Annotated in this window: 23 protein-coding genes; all 23 read right to left on the bottom strand. The window is 39.8% G+C overall.

What is annotated here, in order from left to right:
- Positions 1 to 222: IS256 family transposase (locus tag H541_RS0107585; protein WP_022796724.1), on the bottom strand; the 222-nt coding region annotated here is incomplete at its 3' end.
- A 220-nt stretch (positions 223 to 442) separates the two neighbouring features.
- Complete coding sequence (gene alr, locus H541_RS0107590; protein WP_022796725.1) at positions 443 to 1,570, bottom strand: alanine racemase; 1,128 nt, start codon at positions 1,568 to 1,570, stop codon at positions 443 to 445.
- A 52-nt stretch (positions 1,571 to 1,622) separates the two neighbouring features.
- Positions 1,623 to 3,158 (bottom strand): degradosome RNA helicase CshA, encoded by a 1,536-nt coding sequence (cshA, locus tag H541_RS0107595; RefSeq protein WP_022796726.1) that lies wholly within the window; start codon positions 3,156 to 3,158, stop codon positions 1,623 to 1,625.
- Between the two features lie 161 nt (positions 3,159 to 3,319).
- Complete coding sequence (locus tag H541_RS0107600) at positions 3,320 to 4,738, bottom strand: UDP-N-acetylmuramoyl-tripeptide--D-alanyl-D-alanine ligase (protein ID WP_022796727.1); 1,419 nt, start codon at positions 4,736 to 4,738, stop codon at positions 3,320 to 3,322.
- 16 nt (positions 4,739 to 4,754) lie between these two features.
- Positions 4,755 to 5,840 carry a D-alanine--D-alanine ligase gene (locus tag H541_RS0107605; RefSeq protein ID WP_022796728.1) on the bottom strand — a complete coding sequence of 362 codons (1,086 nt, stop codon included), beginning with the start codon at positions 5,838 to 5,840 and terminating at the stop codon, positions 4,755 to 4,757.
- A 130-nt stretch (positions 5,841 to 5,970) separates the two neighbouring features.
- A complete protein-coding gene (locus tag H541_RS0107610) occupies positions 5,971 to 6,726 on the bottom strand; it encodes a hypothetical protein (RefSeq protein WP_022796729.1) in 756 nt (251 codons plus the stop codon).
- Between the two features lie 219 nt (positions 6,727 to 6,945).
- Positions 6,946 to 7,842 carry a zinc metalloprotease HtpX gene (htpX, locus tag H541_RS0107615; protein ID WP_022796730.1) on the bottom strand — a complete coding sequence of 299 codons (897 nt, stop codon included), beginning with the start codon at positions 7,840 to 7,842 and terminating at the stop codon, positions 6,946 to 6,948.
- Between the two features lie 29 nt (positions 7,843 to 7,871).
- Complete coding sequence (locus H541_RS0107620) at positions 7,872 to 8,432, bottom strand: LemA family protein (protein WP_022796731.1); 561 nt, start codon at positions 8,430 to 8,432, stop codon at positions 7,872 to 7,874.
- A gap of 204 nt (positions 8,433 to 8,636) precedes the next feature.
- A complete protein-coding gene (locus H541_RS0107625; protein ID WP_022796732.1) occupies positions 8,637 to 9,362 on the bottom strand; it encodes a class A sortase in 726 nt (241 codons plus the stop codon).
- A gap of 5 nt (positions 9,363 to 9,367) precedes the next feature.
- Positions 9,368 to 10,825 carry an FAD/NAD(P)-binding protein gene (locus H541_RS0107630; protein ID WP_022796733.1) on the bottom strand — a complete coding sequence of 486 codons (1,458 nt, stop codon included), beginning with the start codon at positions 10,823 to 10,825 and terminating at the stop codon, positions 9,368 to 9,370.
- 164 nt (positions 10,826 to 10,989) lie between these two features.
- A complete protein-coding gene (locus tag H541_RS0107635; protein ID WP_022796734.1) occupies positions 10,990 to 11,250 on the bottom strand; it encodes a type B 50S ribosomal protein L31 in 261 nt (86 codons plus the stop codon).
- Between the two features lie 102 nt (positions 11,251 to 11,352).
- Positions 11,353 to 12,627, bottom strand: coding sequence for a transcription termination factor Rho (gene rho / locus H541_RS0107640; protein ID WP_022796735.1), 1,275 nt, complete (start codon positions 12,625 to 12,627; stop codon positions 11,353 to 11,355).
- An 8-nt stretch (positions 12,628 to 12,635) separates the two neighbouring features.
- A complete protein-coding gene (locus H541_RS0107645; RefSeq protein WP_022796736.1) occupies positions 12,636 to 13,895 on the bottom strand; it encodes a UDP-N-acetylglucosamine 1-carboxyvinyltransferase in 1,260 nt (419 codons plus the stop codon).
- Between the two features lie 278 nt (positions 13,896 to 14,173).
- Positions 14,174 to 15,043: a class II fructose-bisphosphate aldolase gene (locus H541_RS0107650; protein ID WP_022796737.1), complete on the bottom strand. Its 870-nt coding sequence runs from the start codon at positions 15,041 to 15,043 to the stop codon at positions 14,174 to 14,176.
- A 215-nt stretch (positions 15,044 to 15,258) separates the two neighbouring features.
- Positions 15,259 to 16,875: a CTP synthase gene (locus H541_RS0107655; RefSeq protein WP_022796738.1), complete on the bottom strand. Its 1,617-nt coding sequence runs from the start codon at positions 16,873 to 16,875 to the stop codon at positions 15,259 to 15,261.
- 242 nt (positions 16,876 to 17,117) lie between these two features.
- On the bottom strand, positions 17,118 to 17,762 hold the full coding sequence (gene rpoE / locus H541_RS0107660; protein ID WP_022796739.1) for a DNA-directed RNA polymerase subunit delta: 645 nt from the start codon (positions 17,760 to 17,762) through the stop codon (positions 17,118 to 17,120).
- A 34-nt stretch (positions 17,763 to 17,796) separates the two neighbouring features.
- Complete coding sequence (locus H541_RS0107665; RefSeq protein ID WP_022796740.1) at positions 17,797 to 18,210, bottom strand: DUF1934 family protein; 414 nt, start codon at positions 18,208 to 18,210, stop codon at positions 17,797 to 17,799.
- Positions 18,211 to 18,286: 76 nt separating this feature from the next.
- A complete protein-coding gene (locus tag H541_RS0107670) occupies positions 18,287 to 19,489 on the bottom strand; it encodes a hypothetical protein (RefSeq protein WP_022796741.1) in 1,203 nt (400 codons plus the stop codon).
- A 10-nt stretch (positions 19,490 to 19,499) separates the two neighbouring features.
- Entirely contained in the window at positions 19,500 to 20,282 is a 783-nt protein-coding gene (locus H541_RS0107675; protein ID WP_022796742.1) for a hypothetical protein, read from the bottom strand.
- Positions 20,269 to 20,967, bottom strand: a complete 699-nt coding sequence (locus tag H541_RS0107680) for an ATP-binding cassette domain-containing protein (RefSeq protein ID WP_022796743.1) — start codon at positions 20,965 to 20,967, stop codon at positions 20,269 to 20,271. The genes H541_RS0107675 and H541_RS0107680 overlap by 14 nt, the downstream gene beginning before the upstream one ends.
- Entirely contained in the window at positions 20,960 to 21,352 is a 393-nt protein-coding gene (locus H541_RS0107685; RefSeq protein WP_022796744.1) for a GntR family transcriptional regulator, read from the bottom strand. Before H541_RS0107685 ends, H541_RS0107680 begins: the two co-directional genes overlap by 8 nt.
- Positions 21,353 to 21,682: 330 nt before the next feature.
- On the bottom strand, positions 21,683 to 24,133 hold the full coding sequence (locus H541_RS11980) for a Xaa-Pro dipeptidyl-peptidase (RefSeq protein ID WP_022796745.1): 2,451 nt from the start codon (positions 24,131 to 24,133) through the stop codon (positions 21,683 to 21,685).
- 20 nt (positions 24,134 to 24,153) lie between these two features.
- Positions 24,154 to 24,696 (bottom strand): isochorismatase family protein, encoded by a 543-nt coding sequence (locus H541_RS0107695; RefSeq protein WP_022796746.1) that lies wholly within the window; start codon positions 24,694 to 24,696, stop codon positions 24,154 to 24,156.
- Positions 24,697 to 25,260: the final 564 nt, after the last annotated feature.

Below are 25,260 nucleotides of genomic sequence, written 5' to 3' on the forward strand. Positions count from 1 at the left end.
TCCAACACGCGTGGTAAACGTTCGCTCATAGTAACCATTTCGCTGACTCTGACGTGTTTCTGAGCGTTCATAGCCCTCAGCTTGAATATAATCAGTCCGTTGGTTTTCCATCAATTGGTTAAATACGGTGGTCAAAATATTTTTTGCGGCATCTCCTTGGACAGAATAGTCAATAATGCTTTGAAGCTCTTCGCTATTCAGTGTAAAATGTACTTGGGTCATGTAAAGTCCTCCTAGGTATGTTTTTGTCGTTAAAAACATTGTACCGTAAAAAGGGCGTTTACATGGCTCTTTATCTTTTACACAATTATATGGACTTTATCATAAATTGACTAAATTATTCTACTATTTAACTAAATTATGTTGTAGAAAAAAAGCCAAGCAGTCTTCTGCCTAGCTTCTCCAAAAATTCTATTCAATAAAATCCTTCAATACAGTCAATTCAACTGTTCGTATAGTCTCTTGGTAAGCGACCCGATAAACCACATAGGATCTCATGTCCAATCGTATCAGTAGCTAATGCAATATCATCTGCTGTGATTGTGACACCGTGATCTGTTCCGATCAATGTCACTTTTTGACCAGCAGGATAACAAGCCGGCACTTTGATCATCAATTGATCCATACAGATACGCCCAACTATCGGACACTTATGTCCATCTACAATAACTGGAACGTGACTAAAGCGTCTCAACCACCCATCAGCATACCCAATTGGTAAGGTTGCAATCCATTCAGGTTCTTCACTGCGATAGGTTGCACCATAGCCAACTGTATCCCCTGCTTGCGTTTGCTTGATATGAGCAATCTCAGTAGTGAAAGATAAGGCAGGCTTAAAATCAGATGGAAAATCGAGTACTTTTAAAGACGGATCCAATCCATATAAAGCCATTCCTAAACGGACAGCATCGCTTTCCAAATCCGTATGCCAGATGCCCGCAGCACTATTGTCACAATGGACCCAGTTTGGTCGCTTATTGAATGCTCGAACCAATGCACGGAAACGATTATACTGCTTGATTGTTAATGAGTTATCTTTACTATCTGCAGTTGAAAAATGCGTAAAGACACCATCTAATTGTATCCGTTCACTAGCATCACACAATTCCTCTGCTTCTTTGATCTCATCTTCCGTCTTCAAGCCAATCCGACCCATACCTGTATCAAGCGCTAAATGCACCTTCAATGGCAAAGGCTTTTCAACTTGGCTGGCGAGTACGAGTTGTACTTGACGTAACCAGTCCACAGAAGGAGCTGTCAGTGTAATTCCCGCATTGGCTGCGATCGGAGCATAGATTGGTTCTATCACACCCAAGACCAGTAATAGTGACGGTTTGATCCCTGCATCTGTCAGTTCTAAGCCTTCATCCAAACAGGCGACGCACAGGCCAGCAGCCCCAGCACTTAAAGAAGCTTTTGAAACAGCCACTGCACCATGTCCATAGGCATTAGCCTTGACCACAGCCAAAACTTTTTTGTTTGGATTACTCTTTTGAACGACACTAACATTGTTTTTGATAGCCTCTAAGTCGACTGTTACTACAGCAGGTCGATGAATTGCTGGCCTCATAGAATATCATTCCTTTAGCTCTATACTATCGTGCGTTACGTTAGAAGAATTGTTAATTGCTACGTTTACGAACTTTAAAGCTTGATTGTTGGCTTGATTTATTGCTACTTGTACTACCTTTTGAGCTCTTGTTTGATTTTTTATAGTTTGAATCGTTACTTCCTTTGTTGTAAGAACGATTGTTGCGATTCCCACTATTGCGGCTTTTTCCACCACGAGAGTTACCAGATTTGCGGTTATAAGACCGTTGATTATTACGTTTCTTATGACTCGGTAATGGTCTCTCAGGGGTAATTTGGACTTTTATTTCTTCTGGATCTTTAGCCAGTAATTTCAGTAATACGGTTGCTAATTCCTCAGCATCATATTTTTCAGCCAAATAGCCCGCAGTTTTTTGATAACGTTCTGGGTTAGTCTTCTCAACTAATTCTGCTACTTGTTCAACAGCCATATCAAGTTGACCGCGAAATGCTTCATTAGAAGTTGGTGGCTTCATAGGGGTCATGCGTTTACGAATTAAGTTTTCGATAACCTTTAGGTATTCCATTTCATTTTGAGTCACAAACGTAATGGATTTTCCTTCATGTCCGGCACGGCCTGTACGACCAATACGGTGAACATAACTATCAGGATCTTGCGGAATATCATAATTATAAACATGTGTAACCCCGCTAATATCGAGTCCTCTAGCTGCTACGTCCGTAGCTACCAAAATATCGATATGTCCTGCTTTGAAGTCACGTAAAATTTGCATTCTCTTCTTTTGAGGTAAGTCTCCATGAATCCCAGCTGCTGAATAGCCTCTCATGTTTAAGCCACGAGACAACTCGTCGACTCGTCTTTTAGTTCTCCCGAAGACAATCGTCAATTCTGGTGCCTGAACATCAATCAATCGTGTCATTACATCAAATTTTTCGAACTCTTTACATTTAATGTAGTATTGATCAATCAAGTCAGCTGTCATTTCTTTAGCTTTTATCTTGACATGGACAGGATTTTTCATGAACTGAACACCAATCCGTTTAATATCATCAGGCATAGTTGCTGAGAATAATAATGTTTGGCGTTCGTTAGGAATTTCTTTGATGATTGCTTCGATATCTTCCAAGAATCCCATATTGAGCATCTCGTCAGCTTCGTCTAGTACTAGTGTTTTAACATGGTCTAGACGCAAAGTTTTCCGGCGAATATGGTCTAGTAATCGTCCAGGCGTTCCCACTACGATTTGAGGATGGTCCTTCAAACGTTTAATTTGACGACCAATATCCGCTCCACCATAAACAACCATCGATTTTATTTTTGTGCCGCGGCTTAAACGGTACAATTCTTCTTGAGTTTGAATAGCTAACTCTCTAGTTGGTGAGATGATCAGTGTTTGAACTTTTGGTTCCGTGGTATCTGTGTGTTGTAAAACGGGCAATCCAAAGGCTGCCGTTTTTCCTGTTCCTGTTTGTGCTTGCCCAATAACATCTTTGCCTTCTAATGCCAAAGGTATCGTTTGAGCTTGTATCGGTGTGGCCTCTTCAAATCCGCTAGCCACTACAGCGTCTAAAAACGGTTTTGCTAAATCAAATTCTGTAAATTTCATATGTCCCTCATTTTCTTCTTTCTTCTTATCCAGCTAAGCAACTTTCTCTAATCCATTTCAAATCACTTCAAAAAAAGAAGATCCATCACGCCTTACAACGCTCCGAACCTCTCATAAAACGTGTCCCAAGATTTAGTAAAAAGATACAATGCTACTGTTAATCATAGGCTTGTTTCGTCTAAATTGCAAATACTTTTGATAACATTGATCAGGCCAGTACCAAGACTTGATTTGACAAGTACATCATCCGTTCCCTTTAGCTCGGCATTCAAAGCGTTTACTAAAGCTGCCTGATCATCCTTAAAATAACTGATTTTATTTTCTGGCCACGACTGTTTTAAAACATCATAGAGAGCTGCCATCTCAACACCATAGAGATACACATGGCGAATCAAGCGTTCCTCTATGTGTGCTGCCATCGCCTCATGATAGGCCTTAGAGTTAGCTCCCAACTCCCTCATATCCCCTAGAACAACCACAAGATCTCGTGTATTAGCTTTAGGGTGCTTTTGTTCTAAGTTAGTTTCTTGAAAACTGTCTAAGATAGCACCCATGGAGGTTGGACTTGCATTGTAGGCATCGTCCAATATATTAGAACCATTGGGTCCTACTAACCATTGGTTACGATTCTTAGTCAATTTAAAAGATGCAAGCCCGTCTTTTATATCTTCAAATAAGACGTTCAAAAGGCGCGCTACTACTATTACTGATAAAGCATTTTGAACATTATAAGCTCCTAAAACAGGGATGGTAAATGTCAGGTCGCTCGCAGATGTCTTAAATGTGGTCTCTCTCTTATGTAGGGTAATTTCAGTAGAATATAGGTCAGCTGAACTACTTGACCCAAACGTTTTTAACTGCACAACTGGTTTTTGGGGAAGGTTCTCACGGATCAGTGGTTCGTTTTCAGGATACACCAATACGCCTTGATCCGTCATGCCTAATATGATCTCGTCTTTTGCTTTTGCAATACCTGCTCTACTCCCCAAAAATTCGATATGGCTTTCCCCAATAATCGTAATAATAGCAATATCTGGTGCCGCAATTTCGCTCAGTCTTTCAATCTCCCCAAAATCACTCATACCCATCTCAAGAACTAAAACATCTGTTTCTTCAGGCATATCCATAATCGTTTGGGGCAGACCAATAGCATTATTATAATTGCCTTCAGTTTTGTGGACCTTATAGGTCGTAGCTAAAACAGAAGCTAACATATCTTTTGTCGTTGTTTTGCCATTACTTCCCGTAATACCCACGACTTTGGGTCCTATCAACTGGCGGTAATAATGAGCTAGATCTTGAAAAGCCTGTAAGGTGTCATCAACTTGGATCACACAGATGTCTTTTGGTGCTTCTTCGACGTTGCGAGACCATAAAACGGCAGTTGCACCGTTTGAAATGGCTTTGTCAACATAATCATGTCCGTCAGTTCGCCCTCCGACTAAAGGGACAAAAAGGGTATTTGGTTCCACCAACCGAGAATCGAAAGTGACTTTACTGATTTCTTCAAACCGATGACCCGAGTTATAATCGATAGCTTTTACAGCTTTTACAATCTCAAATATTTTTAAGAATTTCACCGTTCATACCCCTTAATCAGTCATCATTTCTTGACACTTTTTTGCTTTCTTTTTCATTAAAACGCCGTACACCAAGTTCTAGCAATTCTGCAATCAGATCGCTATATTGTAAGCCCGTTTCCTTCCATAAAGAAGGATACATGCTAAATTGGGTAAACCCTGGTAGTGTATTGATCTCATTGATATAAATCTCGTTATGCTCTGTGACAAAAAAGTCACACCTTGAGAGTCCAGAACCATCGATAACACCAAACGCTTCTTTGGCATAGCTTTGAATCTTTGCTGAAATTTCTTCTGGAAGATCTGCAGGGATTTGTAGCTCTACAGTATTATTAATGTATTTTTCGTCGTAATCATAAAAGCCTTTACTCTTGACAAGTTCACCAACCACAGACGTATGGATGTCATGTAACCCCAAAACACCACACTCAACTTCACGAGCCTCAACCCCTTGCTCAATCACCACACGATGGTCATACGAGAAAGCTTCATTAACAGCTGCAATCAGTTCTTCCCTATTTCCTGCTTTGCTGACCCCAACGCTTGATCCCATATTAGCCGGTTTGACAAATACAGGGTAGATCAAAGTCCCTTCACATTTCGCATAAACTGATTCAGGGTAAGTATGCCACTCGTACTCAGTAATTGGAACATATGGTAATTGTGGCAACCCCATTTGTTGAAACAACGATTTGCTGACAATCTTATCCATACCAGCAGCACTTGCCAGTACACCACAGCCAACATAAGGGAGGTCAAAAATTTCAAACAAGCCTTGAATCGTCCCATCTTCCCCATTTGGACCATGAAGAACCGGAAAGACGATTGCATCAGGTAAGCTCAACAAAACTGTTGGCATAACTGCGATTCCGGTTGATTCCGAACCAAAAATTGCCTTATCTGCTTCTTTCAAATCCAGTGAAGTCCCCTCAACTAAAGCCTCATTGATTGTAGCACCTTTCAGCCACTTACCTTGTTGCGTAATATAGATTGGAATCACTGTATGTTCTTGATAGTGGATTTCCTTTTGGATAGAGAAAGCCGTCAACACAGATATATCATGTTCTGCACTTTTTCCTCCGTAAATTAAGAAAATATTCATTGAAAACCTCCGTAGTATTGACTTCTGTCTTAATAATTCACTAATTATACCACAATAGAAATAGGCGTCAGTTAGGCGATCAGCTACCCTAAAACTTAGTAGTTATTGAAACTTTCTATTATTTTATGACTTAAATGATAGGCTGTAAAGCCAAATGCCATTTGCCACTCTCAAAATCATAAACCATTTTCGACTGTGCAGGCGGTGTCTCTGGAGAATCAATCTGATTGGTTTTCTCTATATTTTCCGTCATAAAAATGGCTATCTCAACTTCAGTGGTTCCTCGAGCCACCCTATCAAATGACAAAATCATGCCCTCTCTAAATAACGGTAACAACTCTTCCATTTGCTCTGTTAATAATGGCTGAATCGGCCTTGGCTTAGATTGCCAGAAAAATTTTGGAGCCAAGAGATCAGTAATCTGACCAACAATGTAGTCGTTCAAGACCACATAAAAATGGTTTAAGTGTCTTTGATAGATCTTATAGACTTCTTGATCTAGTGCCAAAAAAATCATGTTATTTTGAAGTTTATAGAAGAAAGGCGATCTCATCGGCGTATAAATGTGATTCAAATAGAGTAGCTCAGCAATCTCGGGAGGTGTCAATTGTTGCACAAGTTCTTTTGATTGATAGTCCACCCAACTTACCGGTTTTATTATCTTGTCAACCACATCAGAGAAGTAAGCCTCGACATCCTCCCTTTCTTCTAAAAGGGTAAATTTGGTGACAGGATCGATCGTTCCAACAGTTCTAGTGTCATCTAGTAACAACAGTTTATGAGGAGACAAGTTTGGATGTTTTAAAAATAATTTGTGGAGCGGAAGGCCCTTTAACAAAACCTGATTGCTGACCATATCGTAATGAATGTATACATTGCCCGCCATTATTACCCTCCTTTCCCGAACTAGAATCACTACGCACTATTATACTCTTTTATATATTACAACAGGTAACAGTACTATTAAATTTTATCACAATAACTGCCCATAAACGTTTAAAAAACCAAAAAGTTGACAGCAATGCTTCCACTTTTTGGTCTCCTTACACTTTTTCTATTTTGAAGTCTTCCTCGTCAGTCACTGACTCAGAGTCGTAAATAACGGCTACATCTCTTGCAAACGTTTGATACGATTAGCTGTACTTGGGTGGGTCGAAAACCAAGAATCACTATCTTTACCCCTTTTTAGCGGACTTGCGATATATAATGAGGCACACTCTTTATTTGCTTCCTTCATTGGAGGAGCCTGGGATATCTTAGTCAGGGCATCGATCAGACCCTGGGGGTTTCTAGTAAACTCTACTGCTGTCGCATCCGCTAGATATTCGCGGTTTCTAGACAAGGCTAACTGCATGATTGTTGCCATCAAAGGTCCAAGCATCATCAAAATTAGGGATAAGACCATCAATATTACGCCTGCTCCACCTTTATCATCATTACTTTTTCGACTGCGACCGCCACCAAACCACAAGAAACGGCTTCCTATTTGGGTCAAAAATGCAATCAGACCACCCATGGCAATTGCAATCGTTTGTAGCCTTATATCATAGTTTCTGATATGACCAAATTCATGGGCAATCACACCTTCTACTTCTTCTCGATCCAATCGATCCAACAACCCGGTTGTAACTGCTACCGCAGCATTAGTTGGTTTTGTTCCTGTCGCAAAAGCATTTGGACTCGCATCGTTTATGATATAGATTTTAGGCATTGGTACCTGTGCTACCATCGCCATATCAGACACAATATTAAAGAGTTGTGGTGCTTGAGATTTTTCTGTGATTTCTCGCGCATTGTTCAGTCGCATGACTACGGATGTTGATTGTGACAACATAATAATTGAATAGATGACTCCGCCAATCACTGCCGTTAGTATTCCTGCTAAATAATCGCTAAAGGCAACATAACCGACCGCTGCACCAATGGCTACAAATAAGGCAAAATAAAGTGCTACGACGAAGACAGTTTTTAACTTATTTGATTCTATTTGTTGATATAACACTTACTATCACCTAATTCTTCTATAATTCCTTAAAATGAAACCTCAGGGACTGCACGATCTTCCTCTGGCGTTTTGAGCAATTCTTCGGCTTTGAAGCCACCGATTCCTGCAATGATATTGCTAGGGATCGTTTCAGTCTTAATATTGTATTTGGCAACACTTGAATTATAGAGTTGACGGGCATAAGAAATCTTGTTTTCAGTATTAGTCAACTCTTCTTGAAGATTCAAGAAGTTAGTGTTTGCTTTTAGATCAGGATAATTTTCTGAGACCGCAAATAAGGTCTTTAATGTATTGGTCAATTGATTTGATAATTCCATTTGGACTTCTGGTGACGCATTATCCGCCTGTAATTTCACTAATTGGTTACGTTGTTCTGTTACCTTTTCCAACGTTCCTTGCTCATGCTTTGCGTACCCTTTGACTGTTGCTACAAGATTTGGGATCAGGTCATTCCGACGTTGCAATTGCACATCGATTTGGCTCCATGCCTCTTTTACCCATTGTCTTAGTTTTACTAAATTATTGTAGATTGCAATTCCCCAAACAACCAGAACTGCTACTACACCGATCAAAATCCATATCCACATACTTAATCGCTCCTTTAATATATAGTGACTATTGCAATTGTTATTCTCAGTATAGCATGACTTTCTGAAAAACTCCTACTACCAAGGATGTATTTTAGTTGTCAACAGTTCTTCCAATTTGCTGATTTCTCGAATCGACTTTCTTATCACGAGGCAATCATCAGAAAGCAAGCCTAAAGACTAGGCGCTGAGAAACAGACCGTCCTATTGGAACATTGCTTGAATGTTGGCATCCGCTTGATCAAATGCCGTTGTCTCTTCTAACTCACCTCTAAAAACTTCTCGTTTACTGCCAGTAACATTACAAGTGAACAGTGTTACAACAGGCGTCGTCACATCTTCTTCATAGGCTAGATCGATCCTATCTGGTTCGACAGTATCAATATAGGTTGTTTTATAGGTATAGATTGTTTCAAGGTCGGTCAAATAAATCTTATCCCCTAACTTGAGGTTCAATAGTGGTGTAAATAATAATGTGGGATTAGCCATGCGGTGACTTGCTAATGGGTAATTCCCAATGCCCATTTTTTGGTCTTCCCGTAAGGTTCCCGCCCCCGACAATAGCTGTTCATTGGCGACACCTTTATAAATTGGCAAGTCTAGAGAAACGGCAGGAACGGCTATAAAACCAATGACTGGTAGGTCTGATTGCGTCATTGTTGCTTTCAGCACTTCCGACATGTCAACATCGACAACTGTATCCAGATCAAAATTGGCAGGTGCCTCATTATTGTCCTTTAAAACAGTTGCCGTATACTGTTCTGTTTTTTGTTCTGCCACTAGCCGATCCATCAAAATATCCTTGATCTGTTGATTAAAAACAAGTGCAAGGCCTATCAGTAAGAGAAGAGCACTTAGGATTGAAAGTCCAATTGAATGGCTTTTCTTTGAAGGCTTCGTTTTTTTTCCCTGTTCATTTTGCTTTCCCATGCCGGCTACCTCTTCTCTATTTTTTTCCAGTGTCTCAAATAATCAACTAGTCGTTTAACGGTCTTCTTAGTCCGTCGATTTAAGGTGAAGGTTGAATTGTTTTGAAAATCGATTCCCGAAACCATTTGGCCAAAAAATATGACCTGTGGGAGTTGTCCAAACCGAGATCCTGCGATAGCATCTGTTGCTGGATCTATCAACAACCCTCTCGTTGAGAAGGGTTCAATCAACCGTTGATTCAATAAATCTTTCACTAATTTTTGCCGTGTTTTAAAGGTTTCAAAATTCTTTTGGCTACCGGTGCCATTGAGCACCCAATCGACACTTTTTAAGGGATGTCCCTCACGGTTGATCAATTCAAATCGCCCATTCTTTGCCACATCTATCTTGGCAATATCATCACCTAACTCTAAACGATCTGCCTTGATCCATTCAATCATGTCTTTGACCACAACAGTTGCCATCGGGTTAGACCATAAAATATAATGTTTCTCATAGGTTTCAGAAAACGTCATTTGATCTTCTCTCGTAAAAGCAATCCAAGCAGATTGGAGTGACTCGCGTATTGCAGAGCAATAACTTTGGAACCGACCGAGTAATTCCAAGTTTTCTAACCCGTCTTCAAGCGTTTTAAGAGAATGGCCCTCAAACCGTTGACTCAATCCTACGTAATCAAAGCCGTAATGGTTACAATCTTTCACAAACCATTCTACTGCCTGTTCAAGTGGTAAATTAGTGTGGTGTTCCAAATAATCGGCTACAGCTTTTTCGGTAAATTCAACGGGAAGTATATCAGTTGTTATGCCTCGAATCGTTGGAAGCAAGCCTGATCTTGAGAACATCGTCACTGTTTTCGCATTGTGCTCTAGTAATGAGACTCTTGCTTCATCGATTGCCGTCAATCCCATTCCAATGATTGCTATATCGTTCGAACTGTTCATTGCTTCAGTTGTTTGCATCAATGGATAGGGTTGTTCAACAAATCGTTCATGCCCACTCAACCCATAAATATCCTCTGCCGGTGCATGTCCCAGACATAAAAACACCGCATCAAAGCACATCATCTCGTTTGACTCACTGATGACACTGACTGTATCGTCAGCATTTATTTCTAGCTTTCGCACGTATTCTGAACGGTATGAGACATCAGGAAGTTGGATTAATTCACTCGTGAACGCACTGAGATACTCTCCAAAAATCGATCGTGGCATAAATTCTTTGATAGGAATCTTTTGTGCCACTAACCAGTTTCGAAAGTGTTTAGGATCATCATGAAAAAGACTGATTTCATCGGTCCTTGAATTCACCAGTAAGACAGGATAATCTTCCTGGTAAGGCAAGCCACATCCAAATTGCAATGTCTTGTCATAACAAACGATTTCGTCAGTAAATTGTTCTTCCTTCTTTAGATGATACAACACATTGATACCTGATACTCCCATTCCTACGATTGCAATCCTCATAAACGGTCCTTCCTACTTTTAGTTGTGCTCACATGTTCTTATGCTCACATGTCACTATACGCACATGTCTTGATCACATATATTATACCGATTACCCCTATATAAAAAAAGCACAAAAAAACCGATACCATCATGATATCGGTTTAAGGCATATAGCCACGTGACTATTCTTTGTTTTGATCTTTCAAACCATATTTCTTGTTGAAACGATCGACACGGCCGTCTGCCTGTGTAAACTTTTGACGTCCAGTATAGAATGGGTGTGAGTCAGCTGTGACTTCGACACGAATCAATGGGTAAGTATTACCATCTTCCCATTCTACTGTTTCGTTAGATCCTTTTGTAGATCCTGATAAAAATTTAAATCCAGTAGATGTGTCCATGAACACGACTGGATGATACTCTGGGTGGATATCTTGTTTCATCGTCTGTTCTCTCCTTTGCCCTAATTTATCTGCTAAACTAGAGTTCCTCTTAATATTAATCAACAAGAGTCATAATAACATGAGAAAAAAGCCAATGCAAGTCTATTTCATCTTGCTAGCAAAAGATTTTTTCATCCTGTCCACAAACTCTTGATTGGTTTTTGTATTTCGAACAAGCCTTAACAACTGCTCGCTTTCCTCTAACGGTTTATGGCTGATACTTTCCCGAATTTTCCACATGACCTCTAAGGTTTCTTTATCAAGCAATAGCTCTTCTTTACGTGTACTTGATTGTCTAAAATCGATTGCTGGGAATAATCGGCGTTGCGCCATTTGTCTTGATAGATGTATCTCAGCGTTCCCAGTCCCCTTGAATTCCTCATAAATCACGTCATCCATTCGACTTCCAGTATCCACTAAGGTCGTTGCAAGGATCGTCAAAGATCCTCCTTCTTCAATATTTCTGGCAGCACCAAAGAAACGTTTTGGGAGATAAAAAGCAGCTGGATCAATCCCGCCACTAAGCGTTCTGCCTGAAGGTGGAATCACAAGATTATAAGCACGGGTCAACCGGGTCAAACTATCTAGTAAAATAACGACATCACGTTGGTCTTCGACTAAACGCATCGCCCGCTCCAAGACAAGTTCTGCCACTTTTGTATGGTGGATTGGTTGTTGGTCAAAGGTCGACGAAATAACCTCTGCATCCACAGTACGCTCGATATCAGTCACTTCCTCTGGACGCTCATCGATCAGCAGAATCAAGAGTTCAGTATCCGGGTGGTTAGCTGTAATGCCATTAGCAATCTCTTTTAGCATGGTGGTTTTTCCGGCTTTTGGTGGTGCAACAATCAACCCACGTTGCCCAAACCCTATTGGACTAATCAAATCAATCATTCGAGCACTAATGCGATGTGGCGTCGTTTCAAGTACCATTTGTTTTTCAGGATAGAGCGGTGTAAGCGCTGGAAAATGGTCCCTGTTTTTAGCTTGCTCTGGTGGCTTACCGTTGACTGTTGCCACTTTCATCAAGCCATTGAACCGTTCCGATTGTTTTGGAGGACGTGCTGGGCCTGCGACCAAATCTCCATTTCTCAATTCAAATCGCCTGATTTGAGAGGCTGAAATATACACATCTTCTTGGCTTGATGTATAGTTGATTGGTCTTAAAAAACCAAAATTATCTTCGTCTATAATTTCGAGGACACCTGAAACTTGGAAGAAACCTTGCTTTTCTTCTTGAGCCCGTATCACAGCCATTGCTAATTCTTTCTTCGTCATCTTGCTATAATAAGCAATTTTGTATTCCTTAGCATAGGTATAAATATCTTTCAGTGTCATATTTTTTAATTTTTCAAGTGTTAATGTTTCACTCATTTATGGCCTCACTCTTCTATCATAGTAATATCAGCTCCCAAACCTTTCAGTTTCGAAACAATATCAGCATAGCCTCTAAGAATATGTTCAATTTGACTGATTTTAGTAGTACCCTGAGCCATCAACCCGGCGATAACAAGACAAGCTCCTGCTCGTAAATCACTTGCTGCAACTTCTGCACCGGTCAACTGGGATGGTCCATCTATTAATATCACACCATCATTGACTTTCACAAAAGCGCCCATACGGGCAAGTTCGGCTAAGTGGTTGACACGTTTTGGATAGATGGTATCGATGATTGTACCCGATCCATGTGCGGTTAATAATAACGGTGTGACTGGTTGTTGTAAATCTGTCGCAAAGCCCGGATAGGGTTGCGTTTTAATATTGACCATTTTGAGGTTCTCACATTTAGGGATAAAGATACTATCCTCTTTGATTTCCATTGGTACGCCCATTTCGGACATCTTAGCCAATAATCCTTCTAGATGCTCATAAATCACATTTTTGACGGTAATGCCTTCACCAATCGCTACCGCCATAGCAAGATAAGTTCCCGCTTCAATTCGGTCTGGGATAATCGTATGCGTACAACCATGTAATTCTTCAACGCCTTCTACACGAATCACATTTGTACCTGCACCCCTAATATTAGCGCCCATTTTGTTTAATAGAGTCACTAGGTCAATGATTTCTGGTTCTCTAGCAGCGTTTTCAATAATCGTTTTCCCTTTTGCTTTAACACTTGCTAGTAACACATTGATTGTTGCACCTATGGATACAATATCCATATAGATTTTAGTCCCCTTCAAGCCTTCTTTAGGACCCTTTAATGAGATAGCACCATTATCATTTTCAACAGTTGCCCCTAATGCCTCAAACCCTTTGATATGTTGATCAATTGGTCTTGGACCTAGGAAACACCCTCCAGGCATCCCTATGACACCTTCATTGAACTTAGTCAAGGTCGCTCCCATGAAATAATACGAAGCCCTCATGCTTTTAATGACGCCAGTTGGCATCGGAATCGACTTCATATGTGTTGGATCTATCGTTAATGTTCCATCCTGATAATCTGTCTTGACATTGAAGGCGTTCAAAATCTTGATTAGTGCTTTGACATCGTCGATATCTGGTACACCTTCCAATGTAACCGGAGAATCAGCAAGAACAGCCGCTGGAATAAGGGCTACTGTACTATTCTTTGCACCACTGATTGTTACCTCTCCACGCAATGGTTTGCCACCATTTATGATTAATTTCCTCATAAAGACTCCTTAAAACACTGATCCCTATAGCGACCAGTGGTCATCGTGATTTTATTTTTCTGGATACTATTATTTTCCAATAACATTTTTCCTTAGTTACCAATACCATTCTAACATAATCACTTATGGAAGGGTTAGCCAATACTTTTACATCAAACCCTTGCTACCCTTTCCCATTTGGTCAATCTACTCTTACAATGGCATACAAAAAGAGTGAGACGATTGTCCCACCCTTTCAGTGATTACTAGTCTGATTACTAGTCGAAAATTCTGGACAATTAAGCTTTGCCTTCAGAACCAAACCAGTCAATACGATCTTTAACTAATTGTACAACTGCTGCTTTACCAGGAGCTAGAAGTTTACGAGGGTCAAATCCCTTACCTTCTAAGTCTTTACCAGCTTCAATGTATTTACGAGTTGCAGCTGCAAATACTAATTGACACTCTGTGTTAACATTGATTTTTGAGATTCCTAGAGAAATAGCTTTTTGAACTTGGTCTTTAGGAATTCCAGAACCACCGTGTAATACTAATGGTAAATGTTCACCAGTAATATCAGCAATATCTTTCAATGTTTCAAAACTTAATCCAGCCCAGTTTTCTGGGTATTTACCATGGATATTACCAATACCTGCTGCTAAGAAGTCAACTCCTAAGTCAGCAATTTTTTTGCATTCTTTAGGATCAGCTAATTCACCAGCACCGATGATACCATCTTCTTCGCCACCAATTGAACCAACTTCACATTCTACTGAAACGCCTTTAGCATGTGCTTTTGCGATAACAGTTTTTGCTTTTTCTAGGTTTTCTTCAAATGGTAGATGAGAACCATCAAACATAACTGAAGTATAACCAACTTCGATACATTCTAATGCATCTTCATAAGCACCATGGTCTAAGTGCAAAGCAACTGGAACTGTAATATTCATAGAGTCGATTAAATCTTTCACAATGTCTAAACAGACTTTGTAGCCACCCATGTATTTAGCAGCACCCATTGATGTTTGAATGATAACAGGAGATTTTTTAGCCTCTGCTGCTTCAAGAATAGCTTGCGTCCATTCCAAGTTGTTTGTGTTGAAAGCACCAACTGCGTACTTACCTTCTCTTGCTTCTTTTAGAAATTTTTCTGCCGATACTAATGCCATTTTTCTAGTTCCTCCCTGAACAAAGAATTGTTTTTTACTATCGTCATTATAACAAAAAAATGTCTATAAATCGCGAGAAAGTCGTTTTTAAGAGATGAAATCGTTATCTTTACTTACGATTTCATCATTTTTTAATAGTTTATTCCTCAACATACCTATTTTGTTAGCCAGTGAGCAATAACTTTCTCTTTATGTACTCCGTTTGTCAGACTAGGTTATTTTATTTTAGTCTTCTGATAGGTCAGACTCGCGGCAACAAACCCTTCAAATAAAGGATGCGGACGGTTAGGTCTGCTCAAAAATTCAGGATGGAATTGACAACCAATGAAGAAGGGGTGCTCTTTGAGCTCCACGATCTCAACAAGTCGTTTATCAGGTGATAAGCCCGAAAAGACCAACCCTTTACTCCCTAGGTTTTCGCGATACTCATTATTGAACTCGTAGCGATGACGATGACGTTCTTTAATCATGTCTTTCCCATAAAGGTCACGTGCGAGTGTTCCTTCTTCTAAATAACATGGATATAGCCCTAGTCGTAATGTGCCACCTAAATCATCGATGTCGACTTGGTCTGGCATCAAATCGATAATGTTATGTTCTGCATGAGGGTTTTCCTCAGTTGAATCTGCTCCCTCTAATCCGACAACATGTCTAGCAAACTCAATACAAGCTAATTGCATGCCTAAGCAGATGCCAAAAAATGGAATATCGTGAGTTCTAGCATATTCGATAGCTAAGATCTTTCCTTCAATACCACGGTTTCCAAAACCACCTGGCACTAAAATGCCATCAACACTATTGAGTAGGTCGTCCACGTTTTCACTAGTTAATTCTTCAGCAGCTACCCAGACCAACTCAATCTCACTATCGTACTGATAACCAGCATGATGCAATGACTCAACGATTGAGATATAGGCATCTGGTAATTGGACATATTTTCCCACCAAGGCAATACGTGTCGTGTTTTTGAGGTTCAGCACCTTTTGTTCTAGTTCTTGCCATTCCTGCATATCTGCCTTTGGAAGGTTCTTATAACCAAAATGTTGACAGACAAATTCATCCATTCCTTGTTCTTGCAATAACAACGGAATTTCATATAGGGTGTCTACGTTACGTGATTCGATGACCGCTTCTTTCGGAACATCACAAAACAATGCTAATTTTTCCCGAATACCATTATTCAACGGTCTCTCAGTCCGCACCACCAAAATCGTTGGTTGGATTCCTAAGCTACGAAGTTCCTTCACACTATGTTGCGTTGGTTTAGTTTTCATTTCTCCCGCTGCACTTAAATAAGGGATCAGTGTTGTATGAATATAACACACATTATCAGAACCAACTTCTGAGCGCATTTGGCGTAGTGCTTCGATAAATGGTAATGACTCAATATCTCCGACAGTCCCACCAACTTCAGTAATAACGACGTCAGCATCGGTCGTTTCGCCAGCCCTCTTTATCTTTTCCTTTAAGGCATCGGTGATATGCGGGATGACTTGGACCGTAGCCCCCAGATAATCGCCACGACGTTCTTTACGAATAACTTCTGAATATATCTTACCAGTCGTGACATTAGAGTATTTATTCAAATTGATGTCGATAAACCGTTCATAATGACCTAAATCAAGATCAGTTTCAGTCCCATCATCGGTGACGAATACTTCTCCATGTTGGTATGGACTCATCGTACCTGGGTCAACATTGATATAAGGGTCAAACTTTTGAATCGTGACCTTAAGTCCTCGGTTTTTTAACAATCTTCCTAGAGATGCTGCGACTATTCCTTTACCAATCGATGAAACGACTCCACCTGTTACAAAAACATACTTTGTCATATGCTTACCCCTTTTTTGAATGATCTGTGCGTTTAGTTGTGACGAGATTGAGATGTGTTGCTCTTAAACCATAGCCTTTGATAAAAAGCTTTTTCGCAACGAGCTAGTTGTCAAATAAAAAAATAATCCCCCTATCCTAAGATAAGGGGATCTACTTGAACTTGTTCCCATTTGTGAAACATGGGAGCCCAAAATAAATATTACAAGTAATCTATTTAAATAGCAAGTCCTAAATCAACGAATCAGTCTTTTTTATCGCCGTCATCTTCGTCGTCATCTTCATCGTCTTCATCATAATCTTGATCAATGTCATCGTCATCAATGATGCTTAAGTTTTCAGTGATATCACTATCATCATCATCGACAGCAATCTCGCTAATGTCGGATTGATAAGGTTTGATTTCTGCTTCATCATCATCAGTTTCGTCATCTGACGTTGTTGCATCGTCATCACTATCGTCGTCATCATCGTCATCAACAACATCATCATCTAATTCGATATCTTCGTCATCGTCATCGCTGTAATCGATGGCATCATCATCTGTATTGTAGGCATTGAATTTCTTGCGTTTTCTCTTCTTCTTAGAGATATCTTCATCATCGATTGAAGAAATAATCTCTTCATCGATTGAATCAATCGGATACCAAGACCGTAGCCCCCACCGATTATCACCTAATGAAATAAAACTACCGTCGATATTCAAGTCTGTATAAAATCTTGGCATTTGTCGTTCAAGCTCTTCATCTGATAACCCTAAATAATCTTGGATCATCACTAATAGTTGTTCAAATGGTATCACTTCATTTGTTTGCTCTAAAATTGCATGTGCAACCTCGATCATTGACAATTCGTCTTTATTATATTGATCCAAACCCTTTAACTCCATCGCTCATCGTCCTTTCCGCTGACTACGCTTTAGTTTACAATAATTCTGGTAGAAATTGCAACTTTACTTGATGCTCACTGATGTGTTTTCCATCATGTAATAATTGATAACAAAACTGAACAAGATAGTTTCTACCTTCCTTCAATCGATTAAAGGAAGAGACTCGCGTATCAAGGGACAACCCATTAGACGTGATCACGCCTTTTTGACCATCTTGAAATAGCATGACTTGAGAAGGGGTTTGAAATCTGGTGATTTTGACTTGATCGGACGTGATCGTATAGACGCAAGTGATTTTTAGGTCTGAATGAGTAAATCGAATCACCCACCGGTCGCCTTTCTCAATGAGGGTTGCATTTTCACTCATTTCAACCCTTTCTTCCTCGCTACCAACCATCTTAATCTCAACCATTTCTTCAAAAACACCATTGATTTGCCGGTTTGACATATTTTACCCCACTTTATCTGCCAGACTACTTATTACAAAACTGTTACATCTTTTTGTACTAGAGCCAACCTAGAGATCATTGATCGACTGAAACTGACTCAAATAGTGGAGAAAGTTGACCACTAACTAATGAAATCGTTTTTTCTTCTACTACTTCGCCCGTTAGAATATCCACTGCGATTTGCTTTGCTTGCTTATTCTCTTGCGTTAACAAGCTACTTGTCAACAGAGAACGTCCTTCGGTATACCACCCATTGGATTCATTTTTTGAAAACTTGATGGTGGTGTCCGTCTGTTCCAAATCGTCACCAGTAAGTTTGTATTGATGAAAGACATAATTAGCGGGATCAGAATACTCGTCTACTGTGATCAAGTGATTATCCACTTGGACGACTAAGTTATTCGGATCAAAGCTTTCACCAAATTTTTCTTCAATTTTTTCTGTAATATCTGTCAATTGAAGTGTCTTGAGATTTAAGAGTTCATAGGCATAAGTCGATGTGCCAGAATTGGATGTCTTGGTTTCTTGTAACAGGAGTTCTGGATTCTCTTCCTCTGAAATTTTACTATAGGCACCACCCGTTAGGATATTGGTATAACTATAGTAGTCATCCGTATTTTCTTGCTCGACGTTAAGATCTAGTACTTCGGCAGGTTCATTAGATTGACTATTTTTATCAGCAATATGAGTCATCAGCGTTTTGGCATCCCAGTTGTCGTCTGCACCCGAAAAGACAACATAAAGGTTATCCCCTTGCTCAACAATACTGGTTGGATAATATAATTCGATAGTATTGGGTTTCTTCAACCGATAAGACTTTTCATCAATGACATCATCTTGTCGGTCATAGGTCAAAACTTTGAGATTATAAGTGGTATCAGACGCGGGCTTAAGCCCGACAACTGTGACGCTATTTTGATAGGTAAATGTATTATAGGAAAAATCTATCCCCTCTTTTCGAACAACCTTTTGAAGTGATTTTGGAAGATAACTATCTCCAGTACCTAATGCATTTTCTATCCCCGCTGTATATTGATGATAGAGTGTCTTTCCATTCACAACCTCAACACGAGTCAGTGGATTGTAAAAAGGGACTGTTTCTGGTTCAATTAACGACAGTGAACTTGACCCACTTTCGTCCCTATGGTATAAATCTTTTTCGACCGTTGCTTCAAACCGTGGCCATGCCTGCTGATCAAAGGTGATTACAACATAAAAAATCATAATAACCACTAGCGATGATAGACCTAAAAATATCGTAAGTGCTTTCCCTTTCATATGTATCCCCCTAGACCGATATACGTTTTTGAATGAGATATAAACTTAGCAAGGCGTTTAAAACGCAAAGGCCCACACTCATTAGGTTAAGCCAAACGAGTAAATTATCTCGGTTCACATAAGTGATTGCAACTGCACCAACAATCAACAACACGCCCCAAAGAACGGGTAACCCAAAGCGTGTTAAAAATGGATATGCTTTGTAACTTCTCTCAATCAGGACAAGTGAAAAAATCGTCATGATCAAGCCTAACCCTGCTCCGTACATCATTATAAAATTACCCCAAAAGACAGGGATAATGGCAAACGGTAATACAGAAGCATCCGTCCACACCATCGATAAAGGGACAAGTGCATTTTTATAAGTAACAGGAGTGACTGCCTCAAACACATAGTAATATCCTGTTAACAATAGTATCTCTGTTGCCACTAATACTAACAAGAGAATGATGATTGAAACTAACTTTGCCCAATAAATACACATTCTATTTTGTGGTAACAGCAGTAGTCGATAAATAAAGGTTCCTTTATTTGACCACTCACGGAGCCAGGTCCAAAAACAATAGAAAGCTAGAGCAACAAACCCAATCATGATAGCTAGTATAACGATGGGATGAGCTGGTATGATTACCTCTGCTGTAATTTGATTAGTCATCCGCGATTCCCTGTACCAATTGAACAAATGAACAGCAAAATAGGCAACTTGCAACGAAAAAACAAGTACTAGTAGTGTGAAAAACCACCGTTTCGCTCTCTCAATTTCTAAAAACAATAATTTACTAAATCCGCTCACGTTGGTAGACCTCCCTCATCACATCAATAATACTCATACCCTCTTTTTCCCTGATTGCTTCCGTATAGAAGTCCTTGATTATCTCGCCATTCTCTAACATGATCACGCGATCTGCAATGACTTCGATATCGTTGATGTCGTGCGTTGTCAGCAAAACACCTTTCCCACTAACTAAGTCAGTACTAAACACTTGCGTGATCTCTTCTCTTGAAAAGACATCAATGCCTGAAAACGGCTCATCCATCAAGACAAACTTTGAATCGAGGCCTAATCCTAAGACAAGATTCAGTTTTGACATATTCCCCTTTGACAAGGTGCTGATGACTTGGCTGGGCTTTAGCCTAAAAAATTTGAGTAGGTCTGCTGCTCGTTGCTCTTCCCAGCTCTCATAGAAAAGAGACATAACTTCTAATGCATCATTGATTGTTTGTTCTGGTAACAACATCAAATGGTCTGGAATCATCGTAATCTCGTTAAAAAGTTTCACTGTGAGTGGCTTGCCATCAAGATGGACTTCACCAGTTGTTCGTGGAATCAAATTCATAATAGCATTTAATATAGTTGTCTTTCCGGTTCCGTTCAACCCGATCAGACAAGTGACCTCTCCCTCTTTAGCAGAGAAAGAAATATCATTGATGATTCTCGTTTTTCCATATCCGACTGTTAAATGACTGACTTCAAGCATCATTGCCCTCCTTTTCTATGGCCTTAGCAAATTGTACCAAGATACGTTTGATGTCTTCTGCTGAATTTCCTAATAACTTGAGCTGCTCCACACACTCCTCAAGGGCTTCTCTTGTCATCCTTTTTCGGACTAGGGCGATCAATTCTTCATCCCTTGTCACATTGCTCTTTGCATTTCGACTCGTTTGGATCAGATCTTCTTCTTCAAGGGTTTTAAAAATTCGCTGTGCGGTGTTTGGATTAATATTTAAAACCACCGCTAGTTCTCTTCGTGAGGGTAACTCTGAACCAGGGTGCCACGTCCCTGCAACGATTCGTTGTTTCATCCAAGCAATCCCTTGTTGATATATCGGTAATCGTTTGTCGAACTCTACCACCTTTTCCACCTTCTCTCCTTTGGTGTTTTCTCTACTAACGTCAGTTTATACCACTATTAAAATAACTCTCGCAAACTGTATCAATGTATTAATACGATGAATCGAATAGTATTATACTATTTATCGTGTTAAACAACAATAGTTTTCGGAAAAATACCGATTGAATAGTGGTTTTTCCCCAAATGGAGGACGGTAAAAAAAGACCGTGACAATACTTTCTTTTTGTCACAGTCCTATATTCTATCGCCAAAAGGCTTCCTATAGAAGTCTATAAAATCGCCTAGAAGCGATTCTAATCCGACTATAGTTGCCCTTTTATGGCACGCTTTGCAAAAAATCCTACTGGTCAAATTCTGGCGCTAATGGCCCAAATGAATCTTTAATCGTCAGATTTTCAAGTGGTAATTGTAGTGATGACTCAGCCAATGAAATGGTATAGGCGATAGCCTGATTACCTCTCACCGTATACTCGAAATCTGTTCCTGTAATGATTAGTCCCAATTCGTGTCCATCATTCAACCGATAAATCGTCGGTTGGAGTTCTAGTTCAACATCGACCGCTTCACCGGCGACTAACTCATCGGCTGACCATGGATTATGTCTATTTTGTAAGTTGAGATGTCCAATGCTGATCAATTGGTAATCCGATGGCGTATCAAACCGAAACTCAGCTAGAGACTCATCTCGCCAATGGTAACCCAGTTGAAGACCATGCAATGAAATGGTCGTCGGATTTTTTTTGAGACGTTTTGCTTTCTTGAAATCAACCAGTCGAACGGTCAGCATACCAATATTTTGACTGCTCGCCACTTTCAACTTCACAATAGGTGCTCCATTGATTTGAATAGCTTCTGTCAATGGAGCTGTTTTGGCAAAGTAGCGATGCTTTTTCAGTGGACTCTCCTCATGGTAGAGATCGTTGACCCAAGCTTTGGCATCCTTTTTATATATGTCAAATTCTTTTTTTGTTAATTGATCATTGAACGTTTGTTCCGAAAATTCTGATACTACACCTTCAACAGTCAATGACTCATGCCCCAGTTGATATCGTTGTTTTCTTTGGCTACCCCATTCCGGCAAGGCCTCCCATGTCTCTTCAAAATGATTGGTCTGGTAAATAACATCAGGAAGGTGGTCTACGATTCCATTTTCCAAGCCATAAAGATAATGACTAATCCAACCATTAACAATGTCTAGATAATCAAAGGAAGGCATATTATGAATATAGATATGTTGCCCTTGATGTAAGATTATTTTTTGAGGAACGTCAACATTTTTTAATCCTTGCCATAATTGATAAGCCTGACGTGGTTTGACATTCCAATCGTTCAACCCATGAACGATTAATACAGGTGCTTTGATATTTCCAATATGTGGAAGGTAATTACGTTCGTCCCAGAATGTATTATAGCTCCCACTGTCGCGATCTTGGTCACGAACCATCTGAGCTTGTGATTCGTCGAAAAAATGTTTGATATGTAGATAATCACCAGCAGCTTTTTGCCGACTGAAGGTTTCTTTAGCCAATACATCTGCATCCTCACCAGGATAACCACCAGGCGCAATCACTAAACCGTTGTCACGATAGTACTGATACCAATTAGAGATAGCTGCCTCCGGAATGATCGTTTTGAGTCCTTCAACACCGGTAGTCGCAGCAGCAGTTGCCAATGTTCCTAGATAAGAACGGCCTGTCATTGCAACTGAGCCATTAGACCACCAAGCTTTGATTTCGATTTGATCAGTTCTATTTGTAAAGGCTCGTCTTTTACCATTCAACCATTCAATCACGCTGACCATTGCTTGGGTTTGCTCGATGGAACCACATGTTTGAATTCCATCGGAATCAAGTGTTCCTATCCCTGCTGAGTATACCGCGGCAAATCCTCGTGCAAGAAAATAATCGTTCAAGGCATATGAAGCTTCTCGGCCAAAGGTCTCTTCTGCAACCTCCGACTCTCCCTTGACCTCTCTTTTGTCATGTATCACCTTGTCTTGGTCTGGTTTGAAGCGAATATCCTCATATGATAGATTATCTGGATTTTTACGTGTTAATAACTGATTGACATCGTGCATCGCTTTATTACCAACCTCGTGATTGATCCCTTGATTATACGGACTTGCTGTAAATAAAGACGGGATTCGTAGTCCATCATTGGTTTCTCCTGGCCGAACAATCTCGACTTTGATCAGATCTAGGCAGTCATCCCCATCGGTATCAACATCCGTTTCGACATAGACAACTTCTCTAATGAGTTGATCAGTGTCAAATACTGCTTGGGCTTTACCGTTGATGAAGAACGGCTTCGTGATTGACAAGTTTTGGTAAAAACCTCGGCTGGCCAGATCATCTAATAGTGTTACTCCAAACTTTGTGTGCGTCAGCAACAAATTATACCAGGCTTTTTGTAGAACAATTGGGTCCGAATAATCTCCTGTGATAAGCTTTATCCCAAGTCTCTCTGCTTTATCCAAGATATTGTTCCATTCGAAATCAACATGCCAAGTAAATTTCAACAACTGCAAGCCGACAACATAAAAAGTTTCTGCTGATATTGGTGTGTCATCTATTAAAAACTCTTTGAGATCGACACCAGGATAAGCTAAAATATTGGTTAATTTTGCCAGTCTCGCACTCATCGTCCGACACTCTGGCATACTCTTTAATAACCATTGCCTCCATAACGATTTAACAGCTGTGTTTAGCGAGGTCGTAAAGCCTAACTGATTGAGCTCGGTCTTTAATTGCTCATAAGATACCTCTTGTAATGCGAATTGATTTAATACCATCCTATCGATCTCTCCTCATTTTATGACTTGATTAGTGCTGATATTTGTTTAAATGCTGGGTGTTTAGCGTCTGCCAAAAGTTGGAACAATACCGACTCCATATTGGTAATAATGGCACCACTAAACCGCATTTGGCCCAAACCATTAAGATGATTCTCGACCGTCCGTGAACCCACCACATCATTAGGAACATACACATTATAACCCATATCAAGGGTCTCCAAAACTGATTGCAGGACACAGACATGAGTCTCGGCTCCTATAATGATCAGATTTTGTATAGCAGGTCTTTGTCGTAGTAAAGCTTTCAACTCAGGAACAACAATAGAAAACTTCGTTTTTTCAATGACTGCTATCGGATCAATTAAAGCGCTGACCTCAGACAACGTATGCTTCAACCCCTTTGGATATTGCTCCGTTACAACGACTGGTAAGCCCAAGATTTGGATGCCTTGAAGCGTATGGGTGACGTGTTTTAAAAAATCTGGTGTTGATTTTATAGCCGGAACTAATCTCTCTTGCACATCGACAACAATCACTAACGAATTTTCTTTCCTTAACATCCTGATTCCTCCTGAAATTCTATTACCCTATATTCTATCACTCTATATGCACTTTATAGTCACTCTATACTCACTCTATTTTTTATCTCACTTTACTTTATCACCCTGTATTCTATCACGCTATACTTTATCACTCTGTATTCTATCGCTATATACTTTAATCATTGTATTCTATCACTATATGTATTTTATCAATATAGGATAGAGCACTCTATCCTATTGTACACTATATCAAAATGAAGAAAGAAGGGTTTGTTACAACGTTCTGCTCTAGGGTTGTCAAACATATGTTACCTGAACTGATAATAGTGGTGCTTGATGTCTTGTCCACCAAAACGAATTTTTTGAGTTTGTTGTCAAGGAGGAAAGTGAAACGATCCTTGACAACAAACGATAAAAATATAAAATCAGTGGACACATCAAGCAGCTTCGTTATACTTATTTTCGTAATACTTTTCAACCATTTGATTTGGGCTTAAGAATCCCAATACTTTTCGTGCAATATTATTGTGTCGACTCATATATCGCCGATGTTGCTTTAACATATCCTCTACGGATTCAAAC

Origin of the sequence: Bavariicoccus seileri WCC 4188 (assembly GCF_000421665.1) — a bacterium.
In the GTDB taxonomy this organism is placed as follows: Bacteria; Bacillota; Bacilli; order Lactobacillales; family Aerococcaceae; genus Bavariicoccus; species Bavariicoccus seileri.

Excerpts from the sequence above, each read along its gene's own strand:
- alr (WP_022796725.1), bottom strand. The coding sequence starts at position 1,570 with ATGAGGCCAGCAATTCATCGACCTGCTGTAGTAACAGTCGACTTAGAG.
- cshA (WP_022796726.1), bottom strand. The coding sequence starts at position 3,158 with ATGAAATTTACAGAATTTGATTTAGCAAAACCGTTTTTAGACGCTGTA.
- H541_RS0107605 (WP_022796728.1), bottom strand. The coding sequence starts at position 5,840 with ATGAATATTTTCTTAATTTACGGAGGAAAAAGTGCAGAACATGATATA.
- H541_RS0107610 (WP_022796729.1), bottom strand. The coding sequence starts at position 6,726 with ATGGCGGGCAATGTATACATTCATTACGATATGGTCAGCAATCAGGTT.
- H541_RS0107620 (WP_022796731.1), bottom strand. The coding sequence starts at position 8,432 with ATGTGGATATGGATTTTGATCGGTGTAGTAGCAGTTCTGGTTGTTTGG.
- H541_RS0107625 (WP_022796732.1), bottom strand. The coding sequence starts at position 9,362 with ATGGGAAAGCAAAATGAACAGGGAAAAAAAACGAAGCCTTCAAAGAAA.
- H541_RS0107630 (WP_022796733.1), bottom strand. The coding sequence starts at position 10,825 with ATGAGGATTGCAATCGTAGGAATGGGAGTATCAGGTATCAATGTGTTG.
- H541_RS0107635 (WP_022796734.1), bottom strand. The coding sequence starts at position 11,250 with ATGAAACAAGATATCCACCCAGAGTATCATCCAGTCGTGTTCATGGAC.
- rho (WP_022796735.1), bottom strand. The coding sequence starts at position 12,627 with ATGAGTGAAACATTAACACTTGAAAAATTAAAAAATATGACACTGAAA.
- H541_RS0107645 (WP_022796736.1), bottom strand. The coding sequence starts at position 13,895 with ATGAGGAAATTAATCATAAATGGTGGCAAACCATTGCGTGGAGAGGTA.
- H541_RS0107650 (WP_022796737.1), bottom strand. The coding sequence starts at position 15,043 with ATGGCATTAGTATCGGCAGAAAAATTTCTAAAAGAAGCAAGAGAAGGT.
- H541_RS0107655 (WP_022796738.1), bottom strand. The coding sequence starts at position 16,875 with ATGACAAAGTATGTTTTTGTAACAGGTGGAGTCGTTTCATCGATTGGT.
- rpoE (WP_022796739.1), bottom strand. The coding sequence starts at position 17,762 with ATGGAGTTAAAGGGTTTGGATCAATATAATAAAGACGAATTGTCAATG.
- H541_RS0107665 (WP_022796740.1), bottom strand. The coding sequence starts at position 18,210 with ATGTCAAACCGGCAAATCAATGGTGTTTTTGAAGAAATGGTTGAGATT.
- H541_RS0107670 (WP_022796741.1), bottom strand. The coding sequence starts at position 19,489 with ATGAAAGGGAAAGCACTTACGATATTTTTAGGTCTATCATCGCTAGTG.
- H541_RS0107680 (WP_022796743.1), bottom strand. The coding sequence starts at position 20,967 with ATGCTTGAAGTCAGTCATTTAACAGTCGGATATGGAAAAACGAGAATC.
- H541_RS11980 (WP_022796745.1), bottom strand. The coding sequence starts at position 24,133 with ATGGTATTAAATCAATTCGCATTACAAGAGGTATCTTATGAGCAATTA.
- H541_RS0107695 (WP_022796746.1), bottom strand. The coding sequence starts at position 24,696 with ATGTTAAGGAAAGAAAATTCGTTAGTGATTGTTGTCGATGTGCAAGAG.